Raw genomic sequence first — 22,961 nt, forward strand, 5'->3', positions numbered from 1 at the left:
CCCCGCAGCCGCGCACGGTGATCCGCCGGCCGATCGCGCCCGCGACACCGCCCTGGTAAAGGGCATTCGCGGGAGACGCAACCCCGCCGGATGCAACGCGCGAAGCGCCTGCGGCGTCCTGGGATCGTGGACGACACCTTCGACGACTTCGTCCGGACGCGCGGCCGAGCGCTGTACCGCTACGCGTACGTGCTGACCGGCGACGCGGACGACGCGGCGGACCTCGTGCAGGAGGCGCTGCTGCGCCTCGGCGACAGCTGGCGCCGTGTGGTGCGCAAGGACGATCCCGAGGGGTACGTCCGCACGATCATGGCCCGCCAGCACATCAGCTGGTGGCGGCGACGGCGGCGCGAGCGCCTGGTGGCCGACGCGCCCGAGGCCGCCTACACCGACGTGCGCCTGGACGGCGACTCCGGGCTGTGGGCCGAGGTCGGCGGCCTGCCCCCGAAACAGCGGGCGGTGCTGGTGCTGCGCTACTACGAGGACCTGCCCGACGCGCAGATCGCCCGGATTCTCGGCATCTCGGAGGGGACGGTGCGCAGCCAGGCCGCCCGCGCCCTCGGCAAGCTGCGCGTGCGGCGCCGCACGAGCCAGATGGAGGAAGTATGAGAAGCGAGCGGGATCTCGCGGCGGCGCTGCGGCGGGCCGCTGACGGCGCGCCCGGCCCGGTGGACCTCCTCGCGGGGCTCGGCGAGCGCCGCAGGCGTCGGACGCGGCAGCGCTACCGTACGGCGCTGGCGGCGGCCGGGGTCGTCGCGGTCGCCGTGGGCGGCACCGCCGTGGTCAGGGGCGGCCAGCAGACGGCTGCCGTCGCGAACCGGCCGCCCGCCACCAGCACGACCGTCACCGCCGAGGAACCGGCCAAGCCCGCGCGCGAGGTGTGGCCGGAGGCGGTGTTCACAATGCCGAAGAAGGCCTCCGACGGGTCCGCGTACCGCCCGGTGACCGCGCTGAGCCCGACCGAGATCCTCGTACGCGCGGAGTCGTCGTTCGAGGTGGCCGGCCGCCTGGAGGTCTACGACCTCGCGAACCACACGAGCCGGGTGGTGACCGAGATGGCCCCGCATGGCAAGGGCTACTTCGAGCAGCGCGCCGAGGCGGGCCCCGGCCACATCGCCTGGTACGGCACGCGACCCGACACCCACGACACGTGGGCGGACTTCTGGGTCGCACCGCTTCAGGGCGGCCGGTCGGTCCGGGTCGGAGAGGTCACGGGGGCCCTCGCCGAGGTGGAGACGATCGGCGTCAGCGCCGACCACGTGGTGTGGTCGCCGAAGTCCGGTGGCGTCTACCGCATCCCGATCGGCGGCGGCGAGGCGGAGAAGATGCCGGACACGGACGGGTTGTGGCTGCTGGCCTGGCCCTGGACGGCCGACGTCCCGGTCGGCATGAACACCAGCGACACCTCGGACCGGAACCAGAGCCTGCTGGTGAACCTGGAGACCGGCGAGCGCCGCGCGGTCACGGCCGCCGCCGGGGTCCACGGGCTGCGCTGCGCCGTCGAATGGTGCGTCGGCCGGTCAGGCGACCACCTGGTGGCCCAGCGCCTCGACGGCTCCGCCACCCGGGACCTGCCCAGCCCCTCGTCCGAGCAGACGGCCTACGGCGGCCGCTTCGTGTGGATCGGCCACTCGCTGTACGACATCGCCACCGGGCGGCCGGGCATGCTCTCGGCGGTAGGCGGGGACGGCCCGGGCGGGATGCTGGGACGGGGCGTCTCGTCCTCGCCGACCTCGGTGTTCTACTGGAGCGCCACGCCGGCGAAGCCGCGGCGGGTCTGCCGGAAGGCCACCGCGGAGGAGCTGAAGCAACTGGCGCCACCGGGCGGGGAGATCTGCAACTCGACCCCCGTCGAGCAGGGGGACACCTACGAGGTGCTCAACCTCGCGGCGATCCCGGAGGAGTGAGCCACGTGGGACCCCGGTGAGCCCGGGGTCCGCTAGACGTGGGGGTGGACTCGGGTCACGCGGGCCGGGGCCGTACGGCGCGGGCCAGGGCGACCGCGCTCCCCGCGCCGGCGGCCGCGGCCAGAGCCAGCCACCAGGCGGTCGTGCCCATGGCCTCCGGCCGCGGCGGGTCGGCCAGGGCGAGGAACACCGCGCCGAACACCGCCACACCGCTGAGTTGGCCGAACTGCATGGCCGTCGTGAGCAGGCCGCTCGCGTCGGCGGCGCGGGCGGGCGGCACGTGGACCAGAGCGTGGGTGAGCAGGCTGGTCGAGACGCCCAGCCCCGCGCCGAGCACCACCAGCGCGGCCCACATCACCGGGCCGCCGGTCGCCGAGACGGCCAGGGCCAATGCGCCAAGGACGTTGAGCGCCAGCCCGGCCGGTGGCAGCAGGTGGTGGATCCGCCCCGGCAGCTTGCGCCAGTAGAAGCTGCCCAGCCCGAACGCCGCCGCCATGGGCAGGAACGTGAGCCCGGCCCGCAGCGGGCTCTCCCCGAGGACGCCCTGCAGGTGCACGGCGAAGGTGAACAGGAACCCGCCGTAGGCGACCATCAGCGCGATCAGCGTCGTCAGCCCCGACGGCATCCCGGTCGCGCGCAGCACGTCCAGGTTCAGCAGCGGGTCGCCTCCCCCGGCCGCCGTACGGCGCTGCGCCACGACGAAGACGGCGGCGAGCGCGACCCCCGCGGCGATCGAGGCATACGTCCACATGGGCCAGCCGACCTCCCGGCCCAGCACGAGCGGGAGCACGACCAGCAGCGTGGCGGGCAGCGCGAGCGCGAGGCCCCGCAGGTCGAGCCGGCGCGAACCGCGCGGCCGGTCCGACGGCGCGTCTGGTGGCACCAGCCGGGGCACCGCGACCGTCAGCAGGACGCCCACGGGGACGTTCACGAGGAACACCGGCCGCCAGCCGGTGCCGGCCAGGTCGGCGCCGACCAGCACCCCGCCCAGCGCCAGCCCGGCGACCGAACCGGCCGAGAGCACGGCGGTGTACGCGCTGAGCGCGGTGGCCCTGGCCCGGCCGGCGAACCTGGTCTGGATCACGCTCATGATCTGCGGGACCATGACCGCCGCCGCGGCCCCCTGGACGAACCTGAAGGCGATCAGCGTCCCGGCGTCCGGCGCGAGCCCGCACAGCAGCGAGCCCGCGGTGAAGCCGGCGACCCCGATCACGTACATGCGGCGCCTGCCGTACAGCTCGCCGAGCCGGGCGCCGGTGATCAGCAGGGTCGCGTACGCGATGATGTAGCCGCCGACGACCAGTTGCAGGGCGGCGCCGGACGCCCCCAGGTCGGCGCCGATCCTGGGGATCGCCACGTTGACGATGTAGAGGTCCAGCAGCCCCATGAACTGGCCGGTGAGCAGCACCGCCAGCATCGGCCAGGGTCGCCCGGCACGAGCCGGGGCGGGGCGGACGGTATGGCTGATTGTCACTTTTTGTCCTTCCGCAGTGGGTCCGCCGGTACGTACCGGCGGCGGGCGGAGAACTCATCGATGAGTTCCGCCGAGCGCGGCGGTAGATACCGGTGACGGCGACGCGACGCGGGAGAGCGCATGTGGAATGACGAGGAGTTCGGGCGGATCACCGGGCCCTACCGGCGTGAGCTGATGACGCACTGCTACCGGATGCTTGGCTCGGTGCACGACGCGGAGGACCTGCTGCAGGAGGTCATGCTGCGGGCGTGGCGGGCGTCCGGCGACTACGACGAACGGCGGGCCTCCCCGCGCACCTGGCTCTACCGCATCGCGACGAACGCCTGCCTCACGGCACTCGAACAGCGTGGGCGCAGGGCCCTGCCGTCCGGCCTCACCGGCCCCGGCGACGACCCGGGGGCGGGACCGCAACGGCGGCTGCCGGAGGTGACCTGGCTGGAGCCCATCCCCGACGCGCTGGTGGACCCCGCCGCGGTCGTCGCGTCGCGGGGCGGGGTCAGGCTGGCGTTCGTCGCGGCCCTGCAGCATCTGCCGCCGCGGCAGCGGGCGGTGCTCATCCTGCGCGAGGTGCTGGCCTGGCGGGCGAGCGAGGTCGCCGGCCTGCTCGACACCTCGGTCGCCGCGGTCAACAGCGCCCTGCAGCGCGCCCGCGCCCAGCTCGCCCGGGTGGCGCCCGCCGAGGACGACCTGGCGGAACCGGACGACCCGGCCTGCCGCGACCTGCTCGACCGGTACGTCGCGGCGTTCGAGAAGGCCGACGTCGACGCCCTGGAACGGCTGCTTCGGGAGGACGCCGTCCTGGAGATGCCGCCGTTCCTGTCGTGGTTCTCCGGGCGGGAGGCGTTCGGCCGCTTCATCCGCTGGGTCTGCGCCACCCGGGGCCCCTGGCGGATGGTCCCCACACGGGCCAACGGGCAGCCGGCGCTCGCGGCCTATCTGGACGGCGGTGACGGCGCCTTCCGGGCGCACTCGCTCCAGGTGTTCGCGATCGCCAAGGACGGCGTCGCGCGCAACGTCGTGTTCGGCGACCCCGCCCTGTTCGCCGTCTTCTCGCTGCCGCCCGAGCTCTAGCCGAGGAAGGCCGCGACCTCGCGGACGAATGCGCCGGGGGCGTTCTCGTGCACCAGGTGCCCGGCCGGGATCGTGACGTGCTCGGCGCCGGGGATGCGGCGGGCCATCTCGGCGATCCGATCCTGGGGGATGTGGCTGTCCGGCCCGCCGCCGATGACGAGCGTGCGCGCGGTGATCCGGTCCAGCCGCCCCAGCCAGGCGGGGTCCGGGCGGTCGATCTGCGGCCTGACCGCCTCCACCATGGCCCAGTCGAACGGCAGGGGTCCCTCCGGCCGTACGAGCGGGGGCGGCACGCGCGGCACCGGGAGCGGGACGTCCTCCAGGACCAGCGTCCGCACCCGGCCCGGCCGCTCGGCGGCGAGCAGGTAGGCCACGATGCCGCCCATCGAGTGCCCGATCACGTCCACCGGGTCCGGCGACAGCGCGTCGAGGAAGGCGATGACGTCGTCGCGCATGAGTTCCAGGCCGTAGTCTCCCGGCCAGTCGCTGGCACCGTGGCCGCGCAGGTCCAGGGCGTACGCATGCCGGTCGGCCGCCAGCGCGCCGGCCACGCCGTCCCAGCCGGCCATGCCCTCGCCCAGGCCGTGCAGCAGGATCAGCGGCGGGGCGTCGTCCGGGCCGTACGTCCGGTACGCGATCCCGATGCCGTTGGCCTGAACCACCGCGTGATCCGTCATGTGGCGACGATAGCGACAGATGACCCCTTTAGTGCCACCGGGTGATCCAAGTAGCACGTCGCCGGAAAACGGGATCACCGGTGATCACGGATACGGCCGATCCCGCATGCCGGGTGGCCGGGAGGCTGCTCGTACCGCGGGAGGTCAGGTGTCCGCACTGCGGCGTGGACTGTGGGCGCCGGTCGCCCTCTCCTACGTCACCTTCATCCTCGTCGGCCTGAGCGCCGGAGTGGGCGGGGTGCTGCTGCCGGCGCAGATCGACGACTACGGCCTCGACAAGGCCACGGTCGGCACGCAGTTCTTCACCTTCTCGGCCGGGTTCATGCTGGCCGGGTCGACCGCCGGCCCGCTGATCCACCGCTTCGGGATCCGGGCCTCGCTCATCCTCGGCGGCGGCACGTTCGTGCTGGCCGCCCTCTACTCGTCCATACGCCCGCCGTTCCTGGCCTTCGTGGCGGTCCAGATCCTGGCCGGATATGGCACCGGCATCCTCGAATCGGTGCTGAACGCCTACCTCACCGACCTGCCAGGGGCGACGACGCTGCTCAACCGCCTGCACGCGTTCTTCGGCGTCGGCGCGCTGCTCGGGCCGCTGCTGGCCACCTGGATCCTGACCTTCCTGCCGTGGACGGCCGTGTGGCTGGTCCTGGCCCTGGTGTGCCTGCCGCTGCTGCTCGGCTTCCACCTGACCCTGCCCGCCCGCGAGGCCCCGCCGCCCGCATCGGCCGAGGAACAGGCGGAGCGTCCAGGCCTGCTGGCCACCGCGTCGCGGCAGCCCGCCGTCCTGCTGGGCGCGGTGTTCCTGGCCGTGTACGTCGGCCTGGAGATCAGCGTGGGCAACTGGGGGTTCACCTTCCTGGTCGACGAGCACGGGCAGGGGAGCCTGCTGGCCGGGTACACCGTCTCCGGCTACTGGCTCGGGCTCGCCCTCGGGCGCTTCCTGATCAGCCCGGCGGCCACCAGGCTCGGCATGACCGCGACCGGGATGACCTTCGTCTGCCTGGCCGGTATCACCGTCAGCTCGGTTCTGGCGTGGATCGCGCCGGGCGGCGTGGTGGCCAGCGTGAGCTTCGTGCTGCTCGGCTTCTGGCTCGGGCCGATCTTCCCCACGACGATGGCCGTCGCGCCGCAGCTCACCGTGACCCGGCTGGTGCCCACGGCGATCGGGCTGCTGAACGGGGTGTCGGTGGTCGGCGGCGCGGTGTTCCCATGGCTGGCCGGGGCGATCGCGCAGGGCGTCGGGGCCTGGACGCTGCCGCCCTTCGCCGTGGCGCTCGCCCTGCTGCAACTGCTCTTCTGGTGGCTGGTGGTGGGCCGCATGAACCCGGCCCCTCGCACGGCCGGCTAGCGGCGGCGGCGTGATCTGGTCAGTTCGAACGCGGCGACCGTGGCGAGGCCGTACCCGAGGTGCGGGACCAGGTCGGACATCCAGCCGCTGACGCCCCACTCGCGCGGGTCGGTCAGCCCGAGCGCGGTCATCGGCGCGCTGCCCGCGACCGCCGCGGCCATGCCCACCCCGGTCGCCGCGGCCGGGAGGCTGACCCTCCGCCGTACGGCGTGCCGGAACAGGCCGTAGGCCAGGCCCACACCGACGCCGGTGAGGATGCCGAGAATCGGCCCGAGCCCCTGCTCCCGGTTGCGGGCGTCCTCCTCCTCGCCGAGGTCGACGTGGAGCCGCTCGCTGACCGCGCAGGCCGCCTGCTCCGGCAGCGAGCTCGCCGGCCGGGCGCGCACCGCCATGTCCAGATAGGTGATCGTGTTGAGCACGGTCGTCCCGGCCGCTCCCGCGACCGCTCCCGCCGCCATGTCTCGATAAATCCCCATAACGGTCGCCTAACCGGGCCGGGCCAGCTCAAACGACACGCGCCCGCACGAGGATCAAGGGGCGATATAGGGTCGTCCGAGTGACGGTAAACGACACCCCGGGGGACGGAATGGACCGAGAGCTCACCCTGATGGCCGTGCATGCGCACCCCGACGACGAGGTGATCGGCACCGGCGGGATCCTCGCGAAGTACAGCGCCGAAGGGATCCGTACGGTCCTGGTGACGTGCACCAACGGCGAGCAGGGGGACGGCCCCGGCGGGGTGAAGCCGGGCGACCCCGGCCACGACGACGCCACGGTCGCCGAGCGGCGGCTGGCCGAGTTGCGCGAGTCGGTCGCCCACCTCGGCATCGGTCACCTGGAACTGCTCGGCTATCGCGACTCCGGCATGGACGGCTGGGACGGCAACGGCCACCCCGACGCGTTCGCGAACGTCCCGGTCGAGACGGCCGCCGCCCGGCTCGCCGCACTGATGGAGCGCTACCGCCCCCAGGTGATCGTCACGTACGACGAGAACGGCAACTACGGGCATCCCGACCACATCCAGGCCCACCGCATCGCGGTCGCGGCGGCCGAGACGACCGGCATCCCGGACAAGCTCTACTACACCGCCGTCCCGCGTGAGGGCATCCGGCAGATGTTCGAGTTCATGCGGGCGAACGGCATGGCCCCGGACGACTTCGAGCTCCCCGACGACTTCGGCACGCCCGACGAGCTCATCACCAGCGTCGTGGACGTCTCGCCGTACGTGGAGAACAAGCTGAAGGCCCTGCAGGCCCACGCGAGCCAGGGCGAGAACATCCCCTTCCTGAAGATGCCGCCGGAGGCCCAGCACCAGGCCTTCTCGCGCGAGTTCTTCATCCGGACGACGTCTCGGGTGGCCGCCCCCGACCAGGAAGACGACCTGTTCGCCGGCCTCCGGTGACGCCCGTACCAGGCGACCACAGGTGAGCACGCCGCGCCCCGCCGTCAGGTGTCGGGGCGCGGCTTGGCGTTGGCTTCGGCCATGGACACGCGGAGCTTGGTCAGCAAGTCAAAACGCATCGATGGGCTCGCGCGCCTCACGCCGGTACGCGCGCGGCGACGGCTGTCCGGGCCGCCTGCGCAGGATGTGGCTGAGATCCCGGATCACGTGGGTCTCGATCGGTCCCGGCACCGTGGAAAGTTGCCTCACCAGTATCAAGAGGTTGTGAGGCACGTCAGTCACCTGCGGAGACTCTGCCCTTCAGTGCCCGCTCGCGAGTGGCTGCCGGCCAGTGGTCCCCTTACGTGCATCCGGGGCTCGGCGGGGTCGGGGCAGAGGGGGCGTCCTTGTCGTCGCCTCCCCCCTGCCCGACTTCAGTTCCGTCACGCCGCGTTGCCCAGCACGCGTTGCGGCGTGATCCGGATCGCCACGCGCACATTTTCCGGGGGAAGCCTGAGGTACGCTTCTCCGCCGCCGGCGCCCTCGTACTTCTCCGCCAGCTCCACCGCCAGTCGCCTTCCCTCGTCCTCACTGACCGTCGCCAACCCGCGAACCTCGACGTATCTTTCGGGATCCGAAAGGTCGAACACGCTGAGACTGGCCCGCGGATCCCGTTCCAGGTTCAGGACCTTGCGCCTTCCGGCCTCAGATGAGATGACCACGTCGTCTCCGTCGGTGCCGACCCAGACGACCGAGGTCTGAGGACTGCCGTCGGGGTTGAGCGTGGCAAGGATGCCGATGTTGGGGGCGTCGAGGATCTCGCGTGCGGATGCGCTGAGGGTAACGCTCATGATCGATAGCTTACGAGTGCGGGCTCTCACCCCGGGCTGGCTCCCCACGTGATCCAGGAAACAGGACCCAGCCTCCAGGACCCGGCGCTCTACGCGCCGGCCTGGAGGAGGCGCCGTCCCAGGGCTTCGGCGGCCTCCCGCAGTTCGCGTGACCCGACGATGCGGAAGGGCGCCCGGATCGCCGTGAGCTGCCGGACGTACCAGTCCGGTTCGTCCGTGCTGCCGACCAGGCGCGTGGTGGTCGCGTCGATCGGCTCGCGGCGGCCCAGGCTGCGCGGGATCCACTCGGCCACGGCCTCGGCGGGAGCGTCGACGACGACCTCCACCTCGTGCCGCCACCCTGCCGACAGGTGGTCTTCCAGCATCTCCGCCGGGTCGAGATCGGCCGGGGGGACGGCCGGAACGTCGAGAACATCGACGCCCGCCATCTTGTCCACTCGCAGCACCCGGCGGGCGTTCTTGGTGTGCGACCAGCACAGGAGATACCACCGGCCGCGGCGTACGACGACGGCCCACGGGTCGACCTCCATGACCCGCTCGTCTTCGGGACGGATGCGATACGCGAGCCGCAGCCGGCGGTGCCCGGCGCAGGCCTGGACGAGGACGGCGGTGGTCTCCGGATCGGGAGTCCTGGCGCCGGGCTCGGGGTGTCTCGTGCTCAGGCTCCGCACCGCCGCGGCCGGCCCGGCGACCGCCTCGGGAAGCACCCGCAAGATCTTGCCGAGCGCGCCGCCCACCGGATCGGCCGGGTCCGCCGAGTCGTGGTGGCCGTCGAGCACGGCCATCACCAGCCCGAGCGCCTCGGCAGGCGTGAACATCAGGGGAGGCAGCCGGAGCCCCCGGCCGATGCGGTAACCCCATAGGGGCCGCGGACGGACTCGATCGGGATGCCGGCCTCACGCAGGATGCCGACGTAACGCCGGGCCGCTCGCTCGGAGACGCCGAGCCGCCCGGCCAGCCGCTCCGCCGTGATGCCGGGGCTGCTTTGGATCATTTCCAGGAGCAGGAGCGCCCGGGCGGTCGGGCTCTCGTCGTGCGTCATTCGGCAACCCGTCACATTCCGGAAGTAGATCGTCCGGAATGCACCGTAGCCTGTCCCGCATGGCCGAAAACGTCCTTTATGAGCCGCCGGTCGCGGGCGATGAGATCGACACCTTGCTGGGCTCCCTGGACCGCCAGCGCCGGATATTCGCGTGGAAGTGCGGCGGGCTCGACGCGGCCGGGCTACGGGCGACCACCGCCGCGTCGTCCATGACCCTGGGAGGGCTGCTCAAGCACCTGGCCCTGGTGGAGGACGACATGTTCACCCAGAAGCTGTTCGGGCGACCGCCGTCGCCGCCGTGGGACACAGTGGACTTCGACGCCGACCCCGACTGGGAGTGGCGCACGGCCGCCGACGACACTCCCGAGCAGTTGACGACGTTGTGGCAGGACGCGGTGGCCCGCTCCCGGGCCAACGTACGGCAGGCACTGGCCGAGGGCGGCCTCGGACGGCTCGCCGCGTACACCAGCTCCCGCGGCGAGTCGCCCAGCCTCCGCCGCCTGCTGATCGACATGATCGAGGAGTACGCCCGCCACGTCGGGCACGCCGACCTCATCCGCGAGTCCGTCGACGGCCTGGTCGGAGAGGACCAGCCGGCGGAATGAAGCAGGACACCACTGAGCCGATTACCGCCGAGCAGTTCGCCATCGTCCCCGCCAACCGGGCGTCGTGGGACGACCTGCAGGCGATCTTCGGCACGACGGACTGCCATTGCCAGCGCTACAAGATCTTCACCTACCGGTGGGGCTCGGTCTCTGACGCCGAGCGTGCCGCGCGCCTGCGCGAGCAGACCGGCTGCGGAACCCCCGGAGCACGGTCGACCAGCGGTCTCGTGGCCTATCTGGCCGGTGAGCCGGTCGGATGGTGCGCGGTCGAGCCGCGGACGGCCTATCCCCAGCTCACCCGCACCCGCGTCCCCTGGACCGGGCAGCAGGAGGACGAGACCGACGACGGCATCTGGGCCGTGACCTGCTTCGTCACCCGCAAGGGCTTCCGCCGGCGCGGGGTGACGTACGCGCTCGCACGCGCCACGATCGACTTCGCACGGAGGCGGGGAGCCCAGGCCCTGGAGGCATACCCGATGGTCACCCGGCCGGGCGTCGAGATCACCTGGGGCGAACTCCACGTCGGCAGCCGCGACGTCTTCCTCGACGCGGGGTTCGCCGAGGTGAGCAGGCCGACCCTCAGGCGAGCCGTCGTGCGGATCGACTTCTGACCGTCCCGCGGCGAACGGCGTCGTCAGTCGGAGATCTGGTCAGTCGGAGATCGCGATGCGGAGGCGACGGAAGCCGCGGCCCTTGCTCTCGATCTTGGCGACCTTGATCCTGCCGATCTGCTTGGTCGAGGCGACGTGCGTGCCCCCGTCGGCCTGGGTGTCCAGACCCACGATGTCGATGATCCGCACCTCGGGGATGTCCTCCGGCACGAGGTTCGTCGCGGTGCGGATGATGTCGGGAATCGCGAAGGCCTCCGCACGCGGCAGCACGCGTACGTCGATCCGGCGGTCGGCGGCGATCTCGGCGTTGCACGCGTCCTCGACCGCCTCCTTGAAACCGGGCGGCACCTCGGGGAGGTTGAAGTCCATCCGCGCGGTCATCGGCTCCATGTTCCCGCCGGTGACCAGGGCCCCGTAGTCGCGGAACACGACGCCGCACAGCACGTGCAGGCCCGAGTGGGTGCGCATGAGCGCGGAGCGCCGCTCGTTGGCGACCGCCGCCCGTACGACCGTGCCGGCGGGCGGGATCGGGTCGTCCGCCACCGGGACGAGATAGAGGTCGTCTCCCTTGCGTACGCCCTCGATGCGGGTCTCGACGCCCTGCCACAGCAGCACGCCGTGGTCCGGCGGCTGGCCTCCGCCGCCCGGGTAGAAGGCCGATCGGTCCAGGACGATCCCGTCCGGCGTGGCCTCCAGCACGACGGCCTCGAAGGACCGCAGATCCTGGTCGGTCAGCTCCAGCCGCCTCGTCCGCCCGTGAAGATCGAACGTCACCTCACCGAGTCTAGCCACGGCGGACGGACCGGGCCCTTGCCGGGCGCGGGCCGCCCATTGAGCAGCGACCGGAATCCCGGAATTCCGAGCGCTCCCGGCCACAGGTGAGAAGCCGGGGGCTCACCGCGGCGAAGTTCCTGTTCCGCTGGCGGCGGGCTGACGGCCGGCAGGTTCCTCCTCGGGCTCGACGACGCTGTCCGCGCGGGCCGGTAGGAGCATGGCGGTGGCGACCACAACCAAAGACAGCACCGCGCCGATGATGAAGGCCAGGCGCATGCCGCCGAGGTTGGCGAGCGCCTCCGAGGCTCCGGCGGATTTCAGGGCATCGGCTCGCGCGCTCATCACGGTGATCACGACCGCGGTGCCGATGGCCGCGGCGACCTGCTGCAGCGTGCTCAGGATCGAGCTGCCGTGGGAGTAGAGGTGTGGAGGAACCGCTCCGAGCCCGAGGGTGAAGACCGGGGTGAAGGCCGCGGCCAGACTCACCATCAGCAACGCGTGCAGACCCAGGAGCTGCCAGTACGGCATGGTCATCGTGACCTGTGTGAAGCCGGCGAGCGCGAGCGTGATTCCGACCGCGCCGGGAATGACCAGAACCCGGCCGCCGAAACGGTCGAACAGGCGACCGACGGCCGGACCGAGCAGCCCCATCGCGAGACCGCCCGGCATCACGAGGAGTCCGGTCTCCAGGGGGCTGAGCTCACGGACGTTCTGCAGGTACAGCGGCAGAAGGATCATCGAACCGAGCATCGCCATGAAGGCCACCGACATCAGGATCAGCGCGACCGTGTAGGTGCGGTGACGCAGGGTGCGCAGGTCCATCAGCGGCACGCCGCGCTTCTGCAGCGACAGTTGGCGGATGACGAAGGCGGCGATGGCGACCAGGCCCGCTGCGACGATCGCGGCGGCAACGCGGACGTCACCGCTCTCGAACCGGCTGAGCCCGTAGACCAGGCCGCCGAAACCGCCGGCGGCGGTCACCACGCTCAACCAATCGATGGTGCTGACCTCAGGATCACCGACGTTCTCGAGCTGCTTCAGGCCGCGCCATGTGATCACCGCGGCGATGGGGAGCACCACGGCGAACAGCAGCCGCCAGGATCCGAATTGGAGGATCACGCCCGAGACCGCCGGACCCATTGCCGGTGCGACCGACATGGCCAGAGTGACGTTGCCCATCACACGGCCCCGTTCGGCCTCCGGCACCACCTGCATCATCGTGGTCATCAGCAGCGGCGTCATCACGGCCGTCCCGGATGCCTGGATGATCCGGGCGCCCAGCAGCACCTCGAACGACGGCGCGACGGCGGCCAACGCCGTGCCGAGCAGGAACAAACCCATCGCGGTGGCGTACGCGCGACGGGTGGACACCCGCTGCAGGAACCATCCGGTGATCGGGATGACAGCGGCCATGGTCAGCATGAAGGCGGTCGAGAGCCACTGCGCGGTCTGCTCGGTGATGTGCAGAGCGCCCATCAGCCGGGGGATCGCATTGATCATGATCGTCTCATTGAGGATGACCACGAACGTGGCGAGCACCAGCAGCCGGATCACGGCCGGGGTGCCCCGTGAAACGACCGTCGCGGATTTCACAGGTGAATCAGACTGGGCGATGGACACGGCACCTCGATCAGGGTTGTCGGGACAGACGGGGCCGTTGCCGGCTCCAGCCCTGGGTCTCACAAGAAGTTGTGGTCATAGACAGCCTGACGGGCACCACCGACAAAACTCATCGTCCGCAGCCGGCCTTCCGGCAAGTCACCCGAAATGTCACGTGGTTTTCACCGGCGGCGGACGACCCACCGCAGACGGCCACACATGGCAGCAATGATCAGCACCCGAGCGTCTCCCTTCTCGTCGAGAAAGGAGACGCCGAAAAGTTTCGGAACAGCTGCCGCTCGCATCGCGGGAGGATGGAAGCCGACTCTCGCATCCCACGCCGTGAAACCTGTGCCGCCCGCGAACTCGCTGGTGGTTGTGACTCTTGACGTACAAGAGACAGCTTCCTATGGTCGGCATTGCTTTCGCGAATCTACCGAAACTTTCGGATAGCCTTCGTCGTCCGAAGAGGAGTCGTCGTGGTCAACCGAAGCCGACGCCCGCGCCGGTCAGGTCTTCTCGCAGTGCCACTGGCCGCCATGGGTCTGGTGCTGGGCATGGCGCATCCGGTCCTGGCGGACAACCCGATCCCCGCGGTCGTCGACTCGACCCGCAGCGGCGGCCTGGCGGTCGGCTTCACCTTCGACGACGGCCCGAACCCGCCCGATACGCTGCGCCTGCTCGATGTGCTGCGCGAGCACCACGTGAAGGCGGTTTTCTGCCTCTGGGGCGATCACGTGCGGCAGCACCCGGAGGTCGTCCGGCAGATCGTCGCCGACGGGCACACGCTGTGCAACCACAGCATGCACCACGACGACATGGCGGCCTGGTCGGCGGAGCAGATCCGCGCCGATCTGCTGGAGACGAGCGCCGCCATCCGCACAGCGGTGCCGGGGGCGCACATCCCGTACTTCCGAGCCCCGTACGGCAGCTGGGGGCAGACGCCGACCGTCGCGGCCGATCTCGGCATGCAGGCGCTGGGCTGGCGTCTGGCCATCGGCGACTGGGATCCACCGGGCACCGCCGAGCTGATCCGCCGCCTGCGAGAAGGAATCACGCCGGGCGCGGTGGTCCTGATGCACGACGGCGGCGGGGACCGGAGTCAGACCGTCGACGCCGTCGACGCCGTCATCCCCGCGCTCCGGTCGGAGGGATGGCACCTGTCGCTGCCCGCCCGCCGGGGCTGACCTGATCGCACCATCCATCACACCCCCGTTTCCCCCAACCCGAGGAGTCCCCTGTGCTTCGTTCCGCACTGTCCATCGGCCTCGTGAGCGCCACGGTCCTGCTGGGCGGGGTGGCTCTCACCGGCTCGGCCTCGGCCGACCCCGGCGCCGCCCTTACACAGTCCCAGGCCGCCAAATACCCCGCGGACTCATTGCGGGCTCTCGGCGCGCGGGTCGGGCTGCGCGTCGGCACCGCCGTGAACATGGACGAGCTCGGCAACAACGCCGAGTACACCCGGATCACGGCCGAGCAGTTCTCCAGCGTCACCCCGGAAAACGTGATGAAGTGGCAGCTGGTGGAGCCCACGCGCGGCAGGTACGACTGGGCGCCGGCCGACCGGCTGGTCGACTTCGCGAAGAAGAACAAGCAACTGGTCCGCGGTCACACGCTGGTGTGGCACAGCCAGCTGCCCACCTGGCTCTCCCCCGACGGCTACACCACCACCCTGTCCAACAACGAGCTGAAGGCCCTGCTCAAGAAGCACATCCAGGATCAGGTGAAGCACTTCAAGGGCGACATCTGGCAGTGGGACGTGGTCAACGAGGCGTTCGACGACAACGGGCAGCCCCGCCAGACCATCTGGTACAAGGCGTGGGGCGGCCTCGGCTACATCGCCGACGCCTTCCGCTGGGCGCATGAGGCCGACCCGAAGGCCCTGCTGTTCTACAACGATTACAACCTCGAGTTCACCGGGGCGAAGAGCGACGCCGTGTACGCGTTCGTCCGGACCCTGAAGGCCCAGCGTGTGCCCATCGACGGCGTCGGCTTCCAAGGCCACCTGGACACCCAGTACGGCTTCCCCGACCTGCAGAACAACCTGCAGCGCTTCGCGGACCTCGGCCTGAAGGTGGCCGAGACCGAGGTGGACGTCCGCACGTTCACGCAGGCCCCGCCGAACGAGAACACCCCGACCGACGCGCTGGCCGGGTACGCCCAGGAGAGCTACTGGTCCCGCGCTCTGAAGGCCTGCCTGGCAGTACGCGAGTGCATCTCGTTCACCCCCTGGGGCTTCGGCGACACGTATTCCTGGATCCCCGGCTGGTTCGACAACCCGCAGGAAGGCGCCGCTCTGCTGTATGACGGGAACCTGCAGCCCAAGTCGCAGTACTACGTGCTCCAGCAGGACCTCGCACTCGCCTCGGGCGCACCGCAACGCTCCGGCCCGGGCGCGGGTCGCAACTGACCCGTACCGGCACGCACCGGCACGCACCGGGGCCGCACCCCACGAGGCGGCCCCGTCTGCCGTGCCGACCATCGACCCCACCCGCGACCACCAAGAGTCTGACGGGATGTCGGTCGCGTCAGGTGCTCTCGATCGGATCGGAGGCCTGCTCGCCGTTCTCCTCGTGCGAGGCCTTGTGTTGTGAGGCCGGCACCTCGATCTGGTCGGTGTCCTTGTCACGAGTCATCCAGAGATAGACCAGCGCGCCGATGAACAGCACGATCGAGGTCCACTGGTTGATCCGCAGCCCCAGGAGCGTCACCGCGTGGTCCACTCCGCCCACCGGGTCGATCCGGAGCCCCTCGATCCAGAACCGCCCGAACGTGTAGCCGGCGACGTAGAGGGCGAACAGGCGGCCGTGGCGCAGCGTGAAGCGCCTGCCGGCCAGGATCAGTCCGAAACCGAGCGCCGCGTCCCACAGCGACTCGTACAGGAACGTCGGGTGGTAGAGCACGCCCGGCTCGCCGCCGTGCGCCTGGTCGATCTCCAGGCCCCACGGCAACGTGGTCGGGCCGCCGTACAGCTCCTGGTTGAACCAGTTGCCCCAGCGGGCGATCGCCTGCCCGAACGCGATGGTGGGTGCGACCGTGTCGGCCACGGCGCCCAAGGACAGCCCCCGGCGGCGGCAGGCCAGCCACACGCCGACGCCGCCCAGGGCGACCGCGCCCCAGATGCTGAGGCCACCTTCCCAGATGAACAGCGCCCGGTAGGGCTCCTTGATCGCGCGCGGGCCGAAGTAGGTCTGCCAGTCGGTGATGACGTGGTAGAGGCGAGCGCCGATCAGGCCGAAGATCACTGCGGGGACCGCGATGTCGCTGATCGCGCCCTTCTCGCCGCCGCGGGCGCGCCAGCGGCGCTCGCTGAGCCAGGTGGCGAAGACGATCGCGACGATGAAGCACAATGCGTAGGCCCGGACCGGGAAGAATCCGAGATGCCAGACCCCTTGGGAAGGGCTGGGAATCGAGGCAAGGGGCATGCCGGTAAGGCTAGTCAACATGAGGCCGCTCGACCGCATTCGTGACCTGATCGCAAACCCTTGCAGGTGAAGTAGCCGACCTGGCCGATGACATTGACGTGGCGAATCTGCGTCGACACGCGGCGTGTCGTGGGTTGGTGGCCGTGGGCGACTGCGCCTTTCGAGGGGTTTATGGCCGCATTCAGTACCGCGATTGCTGTACGACCTCAGGGGATGCCGGTAGTGTGCTTTCCCGTGACGCTCGCGATCATCCCAAGCCCCGAAATCGCGGTCTGGTACGTCGCCCTCGGTTTCATCGAGATTTCGGTCCGGACTTATGCGCTGTGCATGATTTCCGGAATCGTCGGCGCGAGCATCGTCACGGACAGGTACATGCGCAGCCGTGGCGCGCCTCCGCACGCCGCTCTCGACATCGCCGTGTGGGCGGTGCCCTGCGGCATCGTCGGCGCCCTCAGGGTTTGGGAAGCGACAATGCCGTCCCTGTTGACAAATCGGACATGTCCTCTGCATTAAGGGCGAACGAGACAACCAGCAGTAACATCCGCAAACTGAATTGAGTGGGGTGATCTACCAGTGAGCAGGACCCCTCGGGCGGGAGTCGCGCCGGCTCGCCAGCGGACGATCAGCACTTTCCGGCTCAGCGCCCTGGACCTGATGCTGCGAGGATGCGCCACCCTTTACATCAGCGAACCGGAGCTCCTCGGATTGGCCCAGCTCGTGCAGCCCGGCGATGTGTGCCTCGATATCGGAGCCGCGTATGGGATGTACACCTATCCGCTGGCGGCGCTCGTGGGTCCAGCCGGGCAGGTGCACAGCTTCGAGCCACTGCCCAACCCGTACCGGATCCTGGCGGCGGGACGCCGTGCCTCAGGAGCCGACCACATCCACGTGTACAACGCAGCGCTTGGACCGGTGGCCGGGTCTCATCTCATGACATTGCCCTACCGGTTCGGCCTGCCGATCCACACCTGGGCGCACCTGCAGATCGGGCTGCAGCGCCATGGGCGTAAGGTCTCGTTTTCTTCCAGCCGAACATTGACCGTCCAAGTGCGTACCGTTGATGAGGTCTGCGCCCGGCAGGGGATAGCGCACGTCAACTTCATGAAGGTTGACGTCGAGGGGTTCGAATCGGGGGTGCTCACGGGAGCGCAGCGGATCCTTGAGCAGTGTCGGCCGACATTGTTATTGGAGATCATAGACCGTCACCTGGAAAAGTACGGCATGACCTCCGACGACATCGTCGGCTACCTGCGGAAACGAGACTATGCCATGTATGCATGGGCAAGCGGCCGTTGGGTTAGAGTCGACAAGGTAGCGGCCGGGCGCCGCAACTATCTGTTCTTGGCGGACAAAGCACGGCTCTACTGAGGGACCTGATCAGACGGGTTCGGCGTCGGTGGCCTTGGGCTTCTTGTTTTCGACGCGCAGCCGGGCCGGCTCCTCGGCCTCGGCGATTTGCACCGCCTTTCGAGGCGGCCGGGGTGCCGTCTTCGGCCTGCTTACGTCAACGCTCCATGTGGGAGTAGTACAGGTTGCCAGGATTCGCGCCTTTCCCCTCTCGGCAGTCCGCCAGAGAGGGGATGGATGCGCTCGCTTCTGGATGACACAATGGGGATAAAAGTCGGCTTCCTTCCGCCTTGCGGGAGGCTCAGCACGTACCAGCGTCGAACCATCCACGACATCAGCAAAGCGCTGTTTTCGCCGAAAGAACCGGAGCCGGCCGTTTCAGACTGACGTGAAGATTGGAGAGCGCACCATGACTTTATCGGGCACCGCAGTAGCAGCAGTGCTGGCCTATTTCGCCGCGGGAGTCGTCACGTGGACCTTCCTGGAGTGGTTGCTGCACGGGCAGCTCTTCCACTCCCGCCGGCTCCGCAACCCGTTCGCGAAGGAGCACGCACTCCATCACGCGAATCCGCTGCACATGGTCGGCTGGCCCCGCAAGCTCCTCGGAGTCGTCTTCGTGGTCGGCACCCTTGTCGCGATCCTGCGGCTGGCTTCCGGCCACTTCGAAGCCGCGGCCTTCCCGTGCGGACTCGGTTTCATGTACATCGTCTACGAGGCGGTCCACCGCATGATTCATGTAAGGGCACCGCGCACGGCCTACGGACGGTGGTTGCGGCTGCAGCACGTCCAGCATCACTTCCACACCCCGAGACGGAATTTCGGCGTCACCTCGACCGTGTGGGACCACGTCTTCGGCACCTACGTGCCGTTCACGACACCCTTGGCGGTGCCCAAACGGCTCGCCATGCCCTGGCTACTCGACCCCGAAAGCGGGGAGCTCGTTGACGCCTACGCGCAGGACTACGTGCTCGTGCGCCGGGTACGGGACGTTCCCGACCCCGCGGTGCCGGCCTCCGCGCGGTGACGGCGGGCGGCGACCGTGCCGCCGTGGCCGCGGGGATCAGGCGGGACGGCACCGGCCACTCATCAGGTTGACTCGGCGATGCGCACCCGCTTACGGCCCGGTGTCCACCAGGTGAGGTCGCCGAGCATCGCCATCGTGGCGGGGACGAGCAGGCAGCGGACGACGGTCGCGTCCACGGCGATCGCGACCGCCATGCCGACGCCGAACATCTTGATGGTCGGGTCGTCGTTGGGCACGAACGCGAGGAAGACCCCCACCATGATCGCCGCTGCCGCAGTGATCACGCCGCCGGTGCCGATCAGGCCCTCACGGACCGATCGCAGGTTGTCCCTGGTCAGGTTCCGGCGACGCTGGATGTCGCTCAGCAGGAACACCTCGTAGTCCATCGAAAGGCCGAACAGCAGGGCGAAGAGCATGAGCGGCACGAAGCTCGGAATGGGTACTGAACCGGAGAGCCCGATCCACGTCACGCCCCATCCCCAGGTGAACACCGCCGTCAGGGCGCCGTAAGCCGCCCCGATGGAGATGAGGTCCATCACGGCCGCTTTGATGACGAGCAGCGGTGCCCGGAAGGCCAGCAGCAGGACCACGACCGACAGCAGCAGCACGACTCCGGTGACGAGCGACAGCTTGTCGGCGACCCGGTCGGCGAGATCCACCCGGGCGGCGGTGTTGCCGCCGACGTGCACGGTCATGCCCGGCACGGACTGGCTCCGCAGGCGATGGACGAGGTCTGCCGTCGCCGGGTCACCGCCCGAGGTCGAGGGAATCACCTGGACCGTGACGATCCGCCCGTCCCTAGACGGCGCCGCCGGCCCGACGGCGGCCACCCCCGGCTGGGCCCGCACCGTCGCCACGAGCTGGGACACGCGGGGATCCCGGACATCGGTGACCGGCGCCGTCAGCCGGCCGAGCACGGTGAGCGGCGTGCCCGTGCCGGGGCCGAAGGCCGCCGAGATGGCGTCGTTCGCCTGACGGACGGAGGTGGACTCCGGCGAGAACCCGGCGTCCAGCTGGCCGAGTCGCAGGTCGGTCACCGGTGCGGCGAGCAGGGCCAGCAGCACGAGCGCGAGCCCGCCGACCAGCCAGGGCCGGCGAGTCACACGGTCGGCCTGGCGTGCCCAATAGCCACCGGAGCCGGTACGGCGAGCCAGCCGGTTGTACAGCTTCCCGCCTCGGACGAGCCGGCCTCCCGCGAGCGAGGTCAGAGCGGGGAGCAGGGTGAGCGCGGCGAGAACGGCGAACAGGATCGCGATCCCACATGTCCAGGCGAGCGTCTGCAGCAGCGGCACCCCGGTCAGGCTCAGGCCCGCGAGCGCGACCGCCACCGTCACACCGGCGACGGCCACTGCCGTACCGGAGTCGGCGACCGCGCGTTCGATCGCCTCCGGCACCGCGATGCCCGACCGCGCCAGCCCGCGGAACCGGCTGAGCAGGAACAGCGAGTAGTCGATGCCGACGCCGAGGCCGACCATGAGAGCCAGGGTCGTCGCCACCGCCGGCATCGAGGTCAGGTTCCCTGCGAGCCCGACGGTCTCCAGCGTCGCGATCACCGAGAGCGCCGAGGTCAGCAGGGGCAGCGCCGCACCGACAAGGCCGCCGAGCGCGAAGAAGAGTACGAGGGCGGCCAGGATCAGGCCGAAGAACTCGTTGCCGGTGCTGCCCGAGCCGTCGATGACCTGGGCGAATGCCCCGCCGGGGAGTACACGCAGGCCGGCGTCGGCGGCGGGCCGGGCGGCGTCGGTGACGGCGTGTGCCATGGCCTTGGTGAGCTCCGCCCGGCGGACATCCAGGCCCACCGTGAACCAGCCGGTGCGTCCGTCCGCGGACAGCGACCCGTCCCGCGTCGAGGGTGGTTTCACCGCGGTCACATGCGCGGCCCCGCGCAGGGAGGCCGCCGTCGCCGTCAACACGCCGGAGTGGGTCCCGTCGTCCAGCCGCCCCTCCCGGGCCACGAGGATCACGATCCCGGCGGTGAGCGGAGTTCCCGGTGACGCGGTCAGGTCCCGCACGAGCTGGGCGTCGGTACCCGGCAAACTCACATCGTTGTCCGTCGGCGTGCCGATCACTTTCGCGCCCGTCACCAGCGCCAGCACCAGCAGCACCCACGCACCGACCACGACGTACCGGTGCCGGACGCACACCCGGCCCACCCGCGCGACGGCCCGGGCAGCCCGGCTGTCATGTACCGCAGCACTCATTGCTCCTCCAGCCCTCACCGCAATGGCGGGCGATGTTGGGTGAGTTTGCCGCCGCTGCGCACGAACCGGCGGGGCGCGACCCGGGCGATCCAGGCCAGTCCTTTGTAGATCCGGCTCGGCACTGAGATCACCCTGCCCTCGCCGGCGTCGGTGAGGCACTCGCGGACGACCCGCCGCGCGTCGAGCCAGAGGGCGTCGGGCAAGTTGTCGAGGCTGATCTGGGCTCGCTGGTGGAACTCCGTGCGCACGAATCCCGGGCACAGCACCGTCACGGTGACCCCGGCGGAGGCCAGCTCGGTGGCCAGGCCCTCGCTGAACGCGATGACCCACGACTTGGCCGCCGAGTACGTCCCTCCCGCGACCCAGCCGGCCACGCTGGCCACGTTGATGATCGTGCCGCTGCCCCGGTCACGCATGGAACGGCCGGCGGCATGGCTGACGACCAACATCGCGCGGCACAACACGTCGAGGAGGGCCTCTTCAACGGCTCGCTCGTTGTCGAGGAACCACTTCTGTAGTCCGAATCCGGCGTTGTTGACCAGGATGTCGACGCTGCGCGCGCGTTCGGCGACACTCGCGACATCGGCGCGTACGGACAGGTCGGCGAGGACGGCCTCGGCCTCGACGCCGTATGTCCCGGCCAGCTCGGCACAGACCTGTTCGAGGCGATCGGCCTCCGGGGCGACGAGAACGAGGTGGTGGCCGCGAGCGCCAAGCTGATGTGCGAACTCCAGCCCGATCCCTGAGGTTGCACCGGTGATCATCGCGGTGGTCATGACCGGCGGGCCCCCGCGACGGCAGTGCCGCTCTGTCGTAGAAGGCGCCGGGGCGCCAGGCGCGCGGCGAGAACGATTCCCTTGTACAGCAGACCCGGGACCGAGATCACCTTGCCCTTGTCCGCGTCCCGCAGACAGGTGCGCACGACATGCCGGGCGTCGAGCCAGGCCGGAGCCGGGATCGTCGCAGTCCCGATCCCGGCGCGCCGGTGGAACTCGGTACGGACAAGGCCGGGGCACAGGGCTGTGACGGTGACTCCAGCTGGGGCGAGCTCTCCCGCGAGGCTCTCACTGAACACGGTGACCCAGGATTTAGCCGCCGAGTACGTACCGGAGGCCAGCCAGCCGGCCACGCTGGACACGTTGATGATCTTTCCCCCGCCGCGCTCCTTCATTGCCCGGCCTGCGGCATGGCAGATGGCGAGAACGGCCCGGCACAGGACCTCGAACATCTCCTCCTCGACGGCGAGGTCGTTGTCCAAGAAGCGTTGTCGTAAACCGAATCCGGCATTGTTCACCACCGTGTCCACGGTCCGGGCCCGCTCGGTGACCCGGTCGACATCGGCCCGGTCGGCGAGGTCGGCAACGAGCACTTCGGTCGTGACGCCGTGCGCGGACTCGAGCTCGGCGGCCACCTCCCGCAGCCGGGTTTCCGTCCGAGCGACGAGAACGACCGCGTCACCACGGGCTGCCAGCTGACGTGCGAATTCCAGCCCGAGACCGGCTGTGGCACCCGTGACAAGAGCGGTTGGCATTCCCGAATACTAGCGAGGGTTCCGCCCTTCTTCGAGACACATCAGATGTATCCGCCATTGACCCAGCCGCCCCTGCATCTGGCGAGATGTAGC

24 protein-coding genes are annotated in these 22,961 nt (G+C 70.1%); 12 read left to right on the forward strand and 12 right to left on the reverse strand.

Annotated features, from left to right (window positions below):
• Positions 1-90: 90 nt before the first annotated feature.
• Together ACQEVJ_RS43920 and ACQEVJ_RS43925 are read left to right on the forward strand one after the other, a co-directional pair.
• Positions 91-609 (forward strand): SigE family RNA polymerase sigma factor, encoded by a 519-nt coding sequence (locus ACQEVJ_RS43920; RefSeq protein ID WP_433111354.1) that lies wholly within the window; start codon positions 91-93, stop codon positions 607-609.
• A complete protein-coding gene (locus ACQEVJ_RS43925; protein WP_433111357.1) occupies positions 606-1,907 on the forward strand; it encodes a hypothetical protein in 1,302 nt (433 codons plus the stop codon). Before ACQEVJ_RS43920 ends, ACQEVJ_RS43925 begins: the two co-directional genes overlap by 4 nt.
• 55 nt (positions 1,908-1,962) lie before the next feature.
• Here the strand turns inward: ACQEVJ_RS43925 and ACQEVJ_RS43930 are convergent, their stop codons facing one another.
• Positions 1,963-3,381 carry an MFS transporter gene (locus tag ACQEVJ_RS43930; RefSeq protein WP_433111360.1) on the reverse strand — a complete coding sequence of 473 codons (1,419 nt, stop codon included), beginning with the start codon at positions 3,379-3,381 and terminating at the stop codon, positions 1,963-1,965.
• Positions 3,382-3,501: 120 nt separating this feature from the next.
• Here ACQEVJ_RS43930 and ACQEVJ_RS43935 point away from each other — a divergent pair, with 120 nt between their 5' ends.
• Positions 3,502-4,452 carry a sigma-70 family RNA polymerase sigma factor gene (locus tag ACQEVJ_RS43935; protein ID WP_433111363.1) on the forward strand — a complete coding sequence of 317 codons (951 nt, stop codon included), beginning with the start codon at positions 3,502-3,504 and terminating at the stop codon, positions 4,450-4,452.
• Here ACQEVJ_RS43935 and ACQEVJ_RS43940 read toward each other — a convergent pair.
• A complete protein-coding gene (locus ACQEVJ_RS43940; protein WP_433111366.1) occupies positions 4,449-5,129 on the reverse strand; it encodes an alpha/beta fold hydrolase in 681 nt (226 codons plus the stop codon). The two genes, ACQEVJ_RS43935 and ACQEVJ_RS43940, sit on opposite strands and share 4 nt — an antisense overlap.
• A 148-nt stretch (positions 5,130-5,277) precedes the next feature.
• Between ACQEVJ_RS43940 and ACQEVJ_RS43945 the strand changes: the two genes are divergently transcribed.
• Positions 5,278-6,477, forward strand: coding sequence for an MFS transporter (locus ACQEVJ_RS43945; protein ID WP_433111369.1), 1,200 nt, complete (start codon positions 5,278-5,280; stop codon positions 6,475-6,477).
• Here ACQEVJ_RS43945 and ACQEVJ_RS43950 read toward each other — a convergent pair.
• Positions 6,474-6,953 (reverse strand): hypothetical protein, encoded by a 480-nt coding sequence (locus ACQEVJ_RS43950; RefSeq protein WP_433111372.1) that lies wholly within the window; start codon positions 6,951-6,953, stop codon positions 6,474-6,476. The two genes, ACQEVJ_RS43945 and ACQEVJ_RS43950, sit on opposite strands and share 4 nt — an antisense overlap.
• An 80-nt stretch (positions 6,954-7,033) precedes the next feature.
• Here ACQEVJ_RS43950 and ACQEVJ_RS43955 point away from each other — a divergent pair, with 80 nt between their 5' ends.
• Complete coding sequence (locus ACQEVJ_RS43955; RefSeq protein ID WP_433111375.1) at positions 7,034-7,879, forward strand: PIG-L family deacetylase; 846 nt, start codon at positions 7,034-7,036, stop codon at positions 7,877-7,879.
• A gap of 422 nt (positions 7,880-8,301) precedes the next feature.
• Here ACQEVJ_RS43955 and ACQEVJ_RS43960 read toward each other — a convergent pair whose 3' ends face one another.
• From ACQEVJ_RS43960 to ACQEVJ_RS43970, 3 genes are all read right to left on the reverse strand, one after another.
• Positions 8,302-8,709 carry a PPOX class F420-dependent oxidoreductase gene (locus tag ACQEVJ_RS43960; protein ID WP_433111378.1) on the reverse strand — a complete coding sequence of 136 codons (408 nt, stop codon included), beginning with the start codon at positions 8,707-8,709 and terminating at the stop codon, positions 8,302-8,304.
• An 89-nt stretch (positions 8,710-8,798) separates the two neighbouring features.
• Positions 8,799-9,527, reverse strand: a complete 729-nt coding sequence (locus ACQEVJ_RS43965; protein WP_433111380.1) for a helix-turn-helix transcriptional regulator — start codon at positions 9,525-9,527, stop codon at positions 8,799-8,801.
• A complete protein-coding gene (locus ACQEVJ_RS43970; RefSeq protein ID WP_433111383.1) occupies positions 9,527-9,751 on the reverse strand; it encodes a helix-turn-helix transcriptional regulator in 225 nt (74 codons plus the stop codon). The genes ACQEVJ_RS43965 and ACQEVJ_RS43970 overlap by 1 nt, the downstream gene beginning before the upstream one ends.
• A 59-nt stretch (positions 9,752-9,810) precedes the next feature.
• On the opposite strand from ACQEVJ_RS43970, the gene ACQEVJ_RS43975 reads away from it, so the two are divergent.
• Together ACQEVJ_RS43975 and ACQEVJ_RS43980 are read left to right on the forward strand one after the other, a co-directional pair.
• On the forward strand, positions 9,811-10,356 hold the full coding sequence (locus ACQEVJ_RS43975) for a DinB family protein (protein ID WP_433111386.1): 546 nt from the start codon (positions 9,811-9,813) through the stop codon (positions 10,354-10,356).
• Positions 10,353-10,967 (forward strand): N-acetyltransferase family protein, encoded by a 615-nt coding sequence (locus ACQEVJ_RS43980; protein ID WP_433111389.1) that lies wholly within the window; start codon positions 10,353-10,355, stop codon positions 10,965-10,967. The genes ACQEVJ_RS43975 and ACQEVJ_RS43980 overlap by 4 nt, the downstream gene beginning before the upstream one ends.
• A gap of 39 nt (positions 10,968-11,006) precedes the next feature.
• Here ACQEVJ_RS43980 and ACQEVJ_RS43985 read toward each other — a convergent pair whose 3' ends face one another.
• Both ACQEVJ_RS43985 and ACQEVJ_RS43990 read right to left on the reverse strand, forming a co-directional pair.
• Positions 11,007-11,741: an alanyl-tRNA editing protein gene (locus ACQEVJ_RS43985; protein WP_433111392.1), complete on the reverse strand. Its 735-nt coding sequence runs from the start codon at positions 11,739-11,741 to the stop codon at positions 11,007-11,009.
• A 120-nt stretch (positions 11,742-11,861) separates the two neighbouring features.
• Positions 11,862-13,334, reverse strand: a complete 1,473-nt coding sequence (locus ACQEVJ_RS43990; protein WP_433111395.1) for an MDR family MFS transporter — start codon at positions 13,332-13,334, stop codon at positions 11,862-11,864.
• Positions 13,335-13,879: 545 nt separating this feature from the next.
• On the opposite strand from ACQEVJ_RS43990, the gene ACQEVJ_RS43995 reads away from it, so the two are divergent.
• Entirely contained in the window at positions 13,880-14,527 is a 648-nt protein-coding gene (locus ACQEVJ_RS43995; protein ID WP_433111398.1) for a polysaccharide deacetylase family protein, read from the forward strand.
• Between the two features lie 53 nt (positions 14,528-14,580).
• Entirely contained in the window at positions 14,581-15,750 is a 1,170-nt protein-coding gene (locus ACQEVJ_RS44000; RefSeq protein WP_433111401.1) for an endo-1,4-beta-xylanase, read from the forward strand.
• Between the two features lie 118 nt (positions 15,751-15,868).
• Here the strand turns inward: ACQEVJ_RS44000 and lgt are convergent, their stop codons facing one another.
• Positions 15,869-16,765, reverse strand: a complete 897-nt coding sequence (lgt, locus tag ACQEVJ_RS44005) for a prolipoprotein diacylglyceryl transferase (protein ID WP_433111404.1) — start codon at positions 16,763-16,765, stop codon at positions 15,869-15,871.
• 234 nt (positions 16,766-16,999) lie between these two features.
• Between lgt and ACQEVJ_RS44010 the strand changes: the two genes are divergently transcribed.
• From ACQEVJ_RS44010 to ACQEVJ_RS44020, 3 genes are all read left to right on the forward strand, one after another.
• Positions 17,000-17,278 carry a prolipoprotein diacylglyceryl transferase family protein gene (locus tag ACQEVJ_RS44010; protein ID WP_433111407.1) on the forward strand — a complete coding sequence of 93 codons (279 nt, stop codon included), beginning with the start codon at positions 17,000-17,002 and terminating at the stop codon, positions 17,276-17,278.
• A 60-nt stretch (positions 17,279-17,338) separates the two neighbouring features.
• The gene (locus ACQEVJ_RS44015) at positions 17,339-18,133 is read left to right on the forward strand and encodes an FkbM family methyltransferase (protein WP_433111410.1); all 795 of its coding nucleotides are present in this window, start codon (positions 17,339-17,341) and stop codon (positions 18,131-18,133) included.
• Between the two features lie 388 nt (positions 18,134-18,521).
• Positions 18,522-19,136 (forward strand): sterol desaturase family protein, encoded by a 615-nt coding sequence (locus ACQEVJ_RS44020; protein ID WP_433111413.1) that lies wholly within the window; start codon positions 18,522-18,524, stop codon positions 19,134-19,136.
• A gap of 62 nt (positions 19,137-19,198) precedes the next feature.
• Here the strand turns inward: ACQEVJ_RS44020 and ACQEVJ_RS44025 are convergent, their stop codons facing one another.
• The 3 genes from ACQEVJ_RS44025 to ACQEVJ_RS44035 are packed head-to-tail and all read right to left on the reverse strand — an operon-like array spanning position 19,199 to position 22,868.
• On the reverse strand, positions 19,199-21,337 hold the full coding sequence (locus ACQEVJ_RS44025; protein WP_433111416.1) for an MMPL family transporter: 2,139 nt from the start codon (positions 21,335-21,337) through the stop codon (positions 19,199-19,201).
• Between the two features lie 14 nt (positions 21,338-21,351).
• A complete protein-coding gene (locus ACQEVJ_RS44030; RefSeq protein WP_433111419.1) occupies positions 21,352-22,101 on the reverse strand; it encodes an SDR family NAD(P)-dependent oxidoreductase in 750 nt (249 codons plus the stop codon).
• Between the two features lie 8 nt (positions 22,102-22,109).
• On the reverse strand, positions 22,110-22,868 hold the full coding sequence (locus ACQEVJ_RS44035; protein ID WP_433111423.1) for an SDR family NAD(P)-dependent oxidoreductase: 759 nt from the start codon (positions 22,866-22,868) through the stop codon (positions 22,110-22,112).
• Between the last annotated feature and the right edge of the window lie 93 nt (positions 22,869-22,961).

The sequence above is a fragment of the Microbispora sp. CA-102843 genome (genome assembly GCF_050936215.1).
Taxonomy (GTDB): Bacteria; Actinomycetota; Actinomycetes; order Streptosporangiales; family Streptosporangiaceae; genus Microbispora.

Excerpts from the sequence above, each read along its gene's own strand:
- ACQEVJ_RS43920 (WP_433111354.1), top strand. The coding sequence starts at position 91 with ATGCAACGCGCGAAGCGCCTGCGGCGTCCTGGGATCGTGGACGACACC.
- ACQEVJ_RS43925 (WP_433111357.1), top strand. The coding sequence starts at position 606 with ATGAGAAGCGAGCGGGATCTCGCGGCGGCGCTGCGGCGGGCCGCTGAC.
- ACQEVJ_RS43935 (WP_433111363.1), top strand. The coding sequence starts at position 3,502 with ATGTGGAATGACGAGGAGTTCGGGCGGATCACCGGGCCCTACCGGCGT.
- ACQEVJ_RS43940 (WP_433111366.1), bottom strand. The coding sequence starts at position 5,129 with ATGACGGATCACGCGGTGGTTCAGGCCAACGGCATCGGGATCGCGTAC.
- ACQEVJ_RS43950 (WP_433111372.1), bottom strand. The coding sequence starts at position 6,953 with ATGGGGATTTATCGAGACATGGCGGCGGGAGCGGTCGCGGGAGCGGCC.
- ACQEVJ_RS43960 (WP_433111378.1), bottom strand. The coding sequence starts at position 8,709 with ATGAGCGTTACCCTCAGCGCATCCGCACGCGAGATCCTCGACGCCCCC.
- ACQEVJ_RS43965 (WP_433111380.1), bottom strand. The coding sequence starts at position 9,527 with ATGTTCACGCCTGCCGAGGCGCTCGGGCTGGTGATGGCCGTGCTCGAC.
- ACQEVJ_RS43970 (WP_433111383.1), bottom strand. The coding sequence starts at position 9,751 with ATGACGCACGACGAGAGCCCGACCGCCCGGGCGCTCCTGCTCCTGGAA.
- ACQEVJ_RS43975 (WP_433111386.1), top strand. The coding sequence starts at position 9,811 with ATGGCCGAAAACGTCCTTTATGAGCCGCCGGTCGCGGGCGATGAGATC.
- ACQEVJ_RS43980 (WP_433111389.1), top strand. The coding sequence starts at position 10,353 with ATGAAGCAGGACACCACTGAGCCGATTACCGCCGAGCAGTTCGCCATC.
- ACQEVJ_RS43995 (WP_433111398.1), top strand. The coding sequence starts at position 13,880 with ATGGGTCTGGTGCTGGGCATGGCGCATCCGGTCCTGGCGGACAACCCG.
- lgt (WP_433111404.1), bottom strand. The coding sequence starts at position 16,765 with ATGCCCCTTGCCTCGATTCCCAGCCCTTCCCAAGGGGTCTGGCATCTC.
- ACQEVJ_RS44020 (WP_433111413.1), top strand. The coding sequence starts at position 18,522 with ATGACTTTATCGGGCACCGCAGTAGCAGCAGTGCTGGCCTATTTCGCC.
- ACQEVJ_RS44025 (WP_433111416.1), bottom strand. The coding sequence starts at position 21,337 with ATGAGTGCTGCGGTACATGACAGCCGGGCTGCCCGGGCCGTCGCGCGG.
- ACQEVJ_RS44030 (WP_433111419.1), bottom strand. The coding sequence starts at position 22,101 with ATGATCACCGGTGCAACCTCAGGGATCGGGCTGGAGTTCGCACATCAG.
- ACQEVJ_RS44035 (WP_433111423.1), bottom strand. The coding sequence starts at position 22,868 with ATGCCAACCGCTCTTGTCACGGGTGCCACAGCCGGTCTCGGGCTGGAA.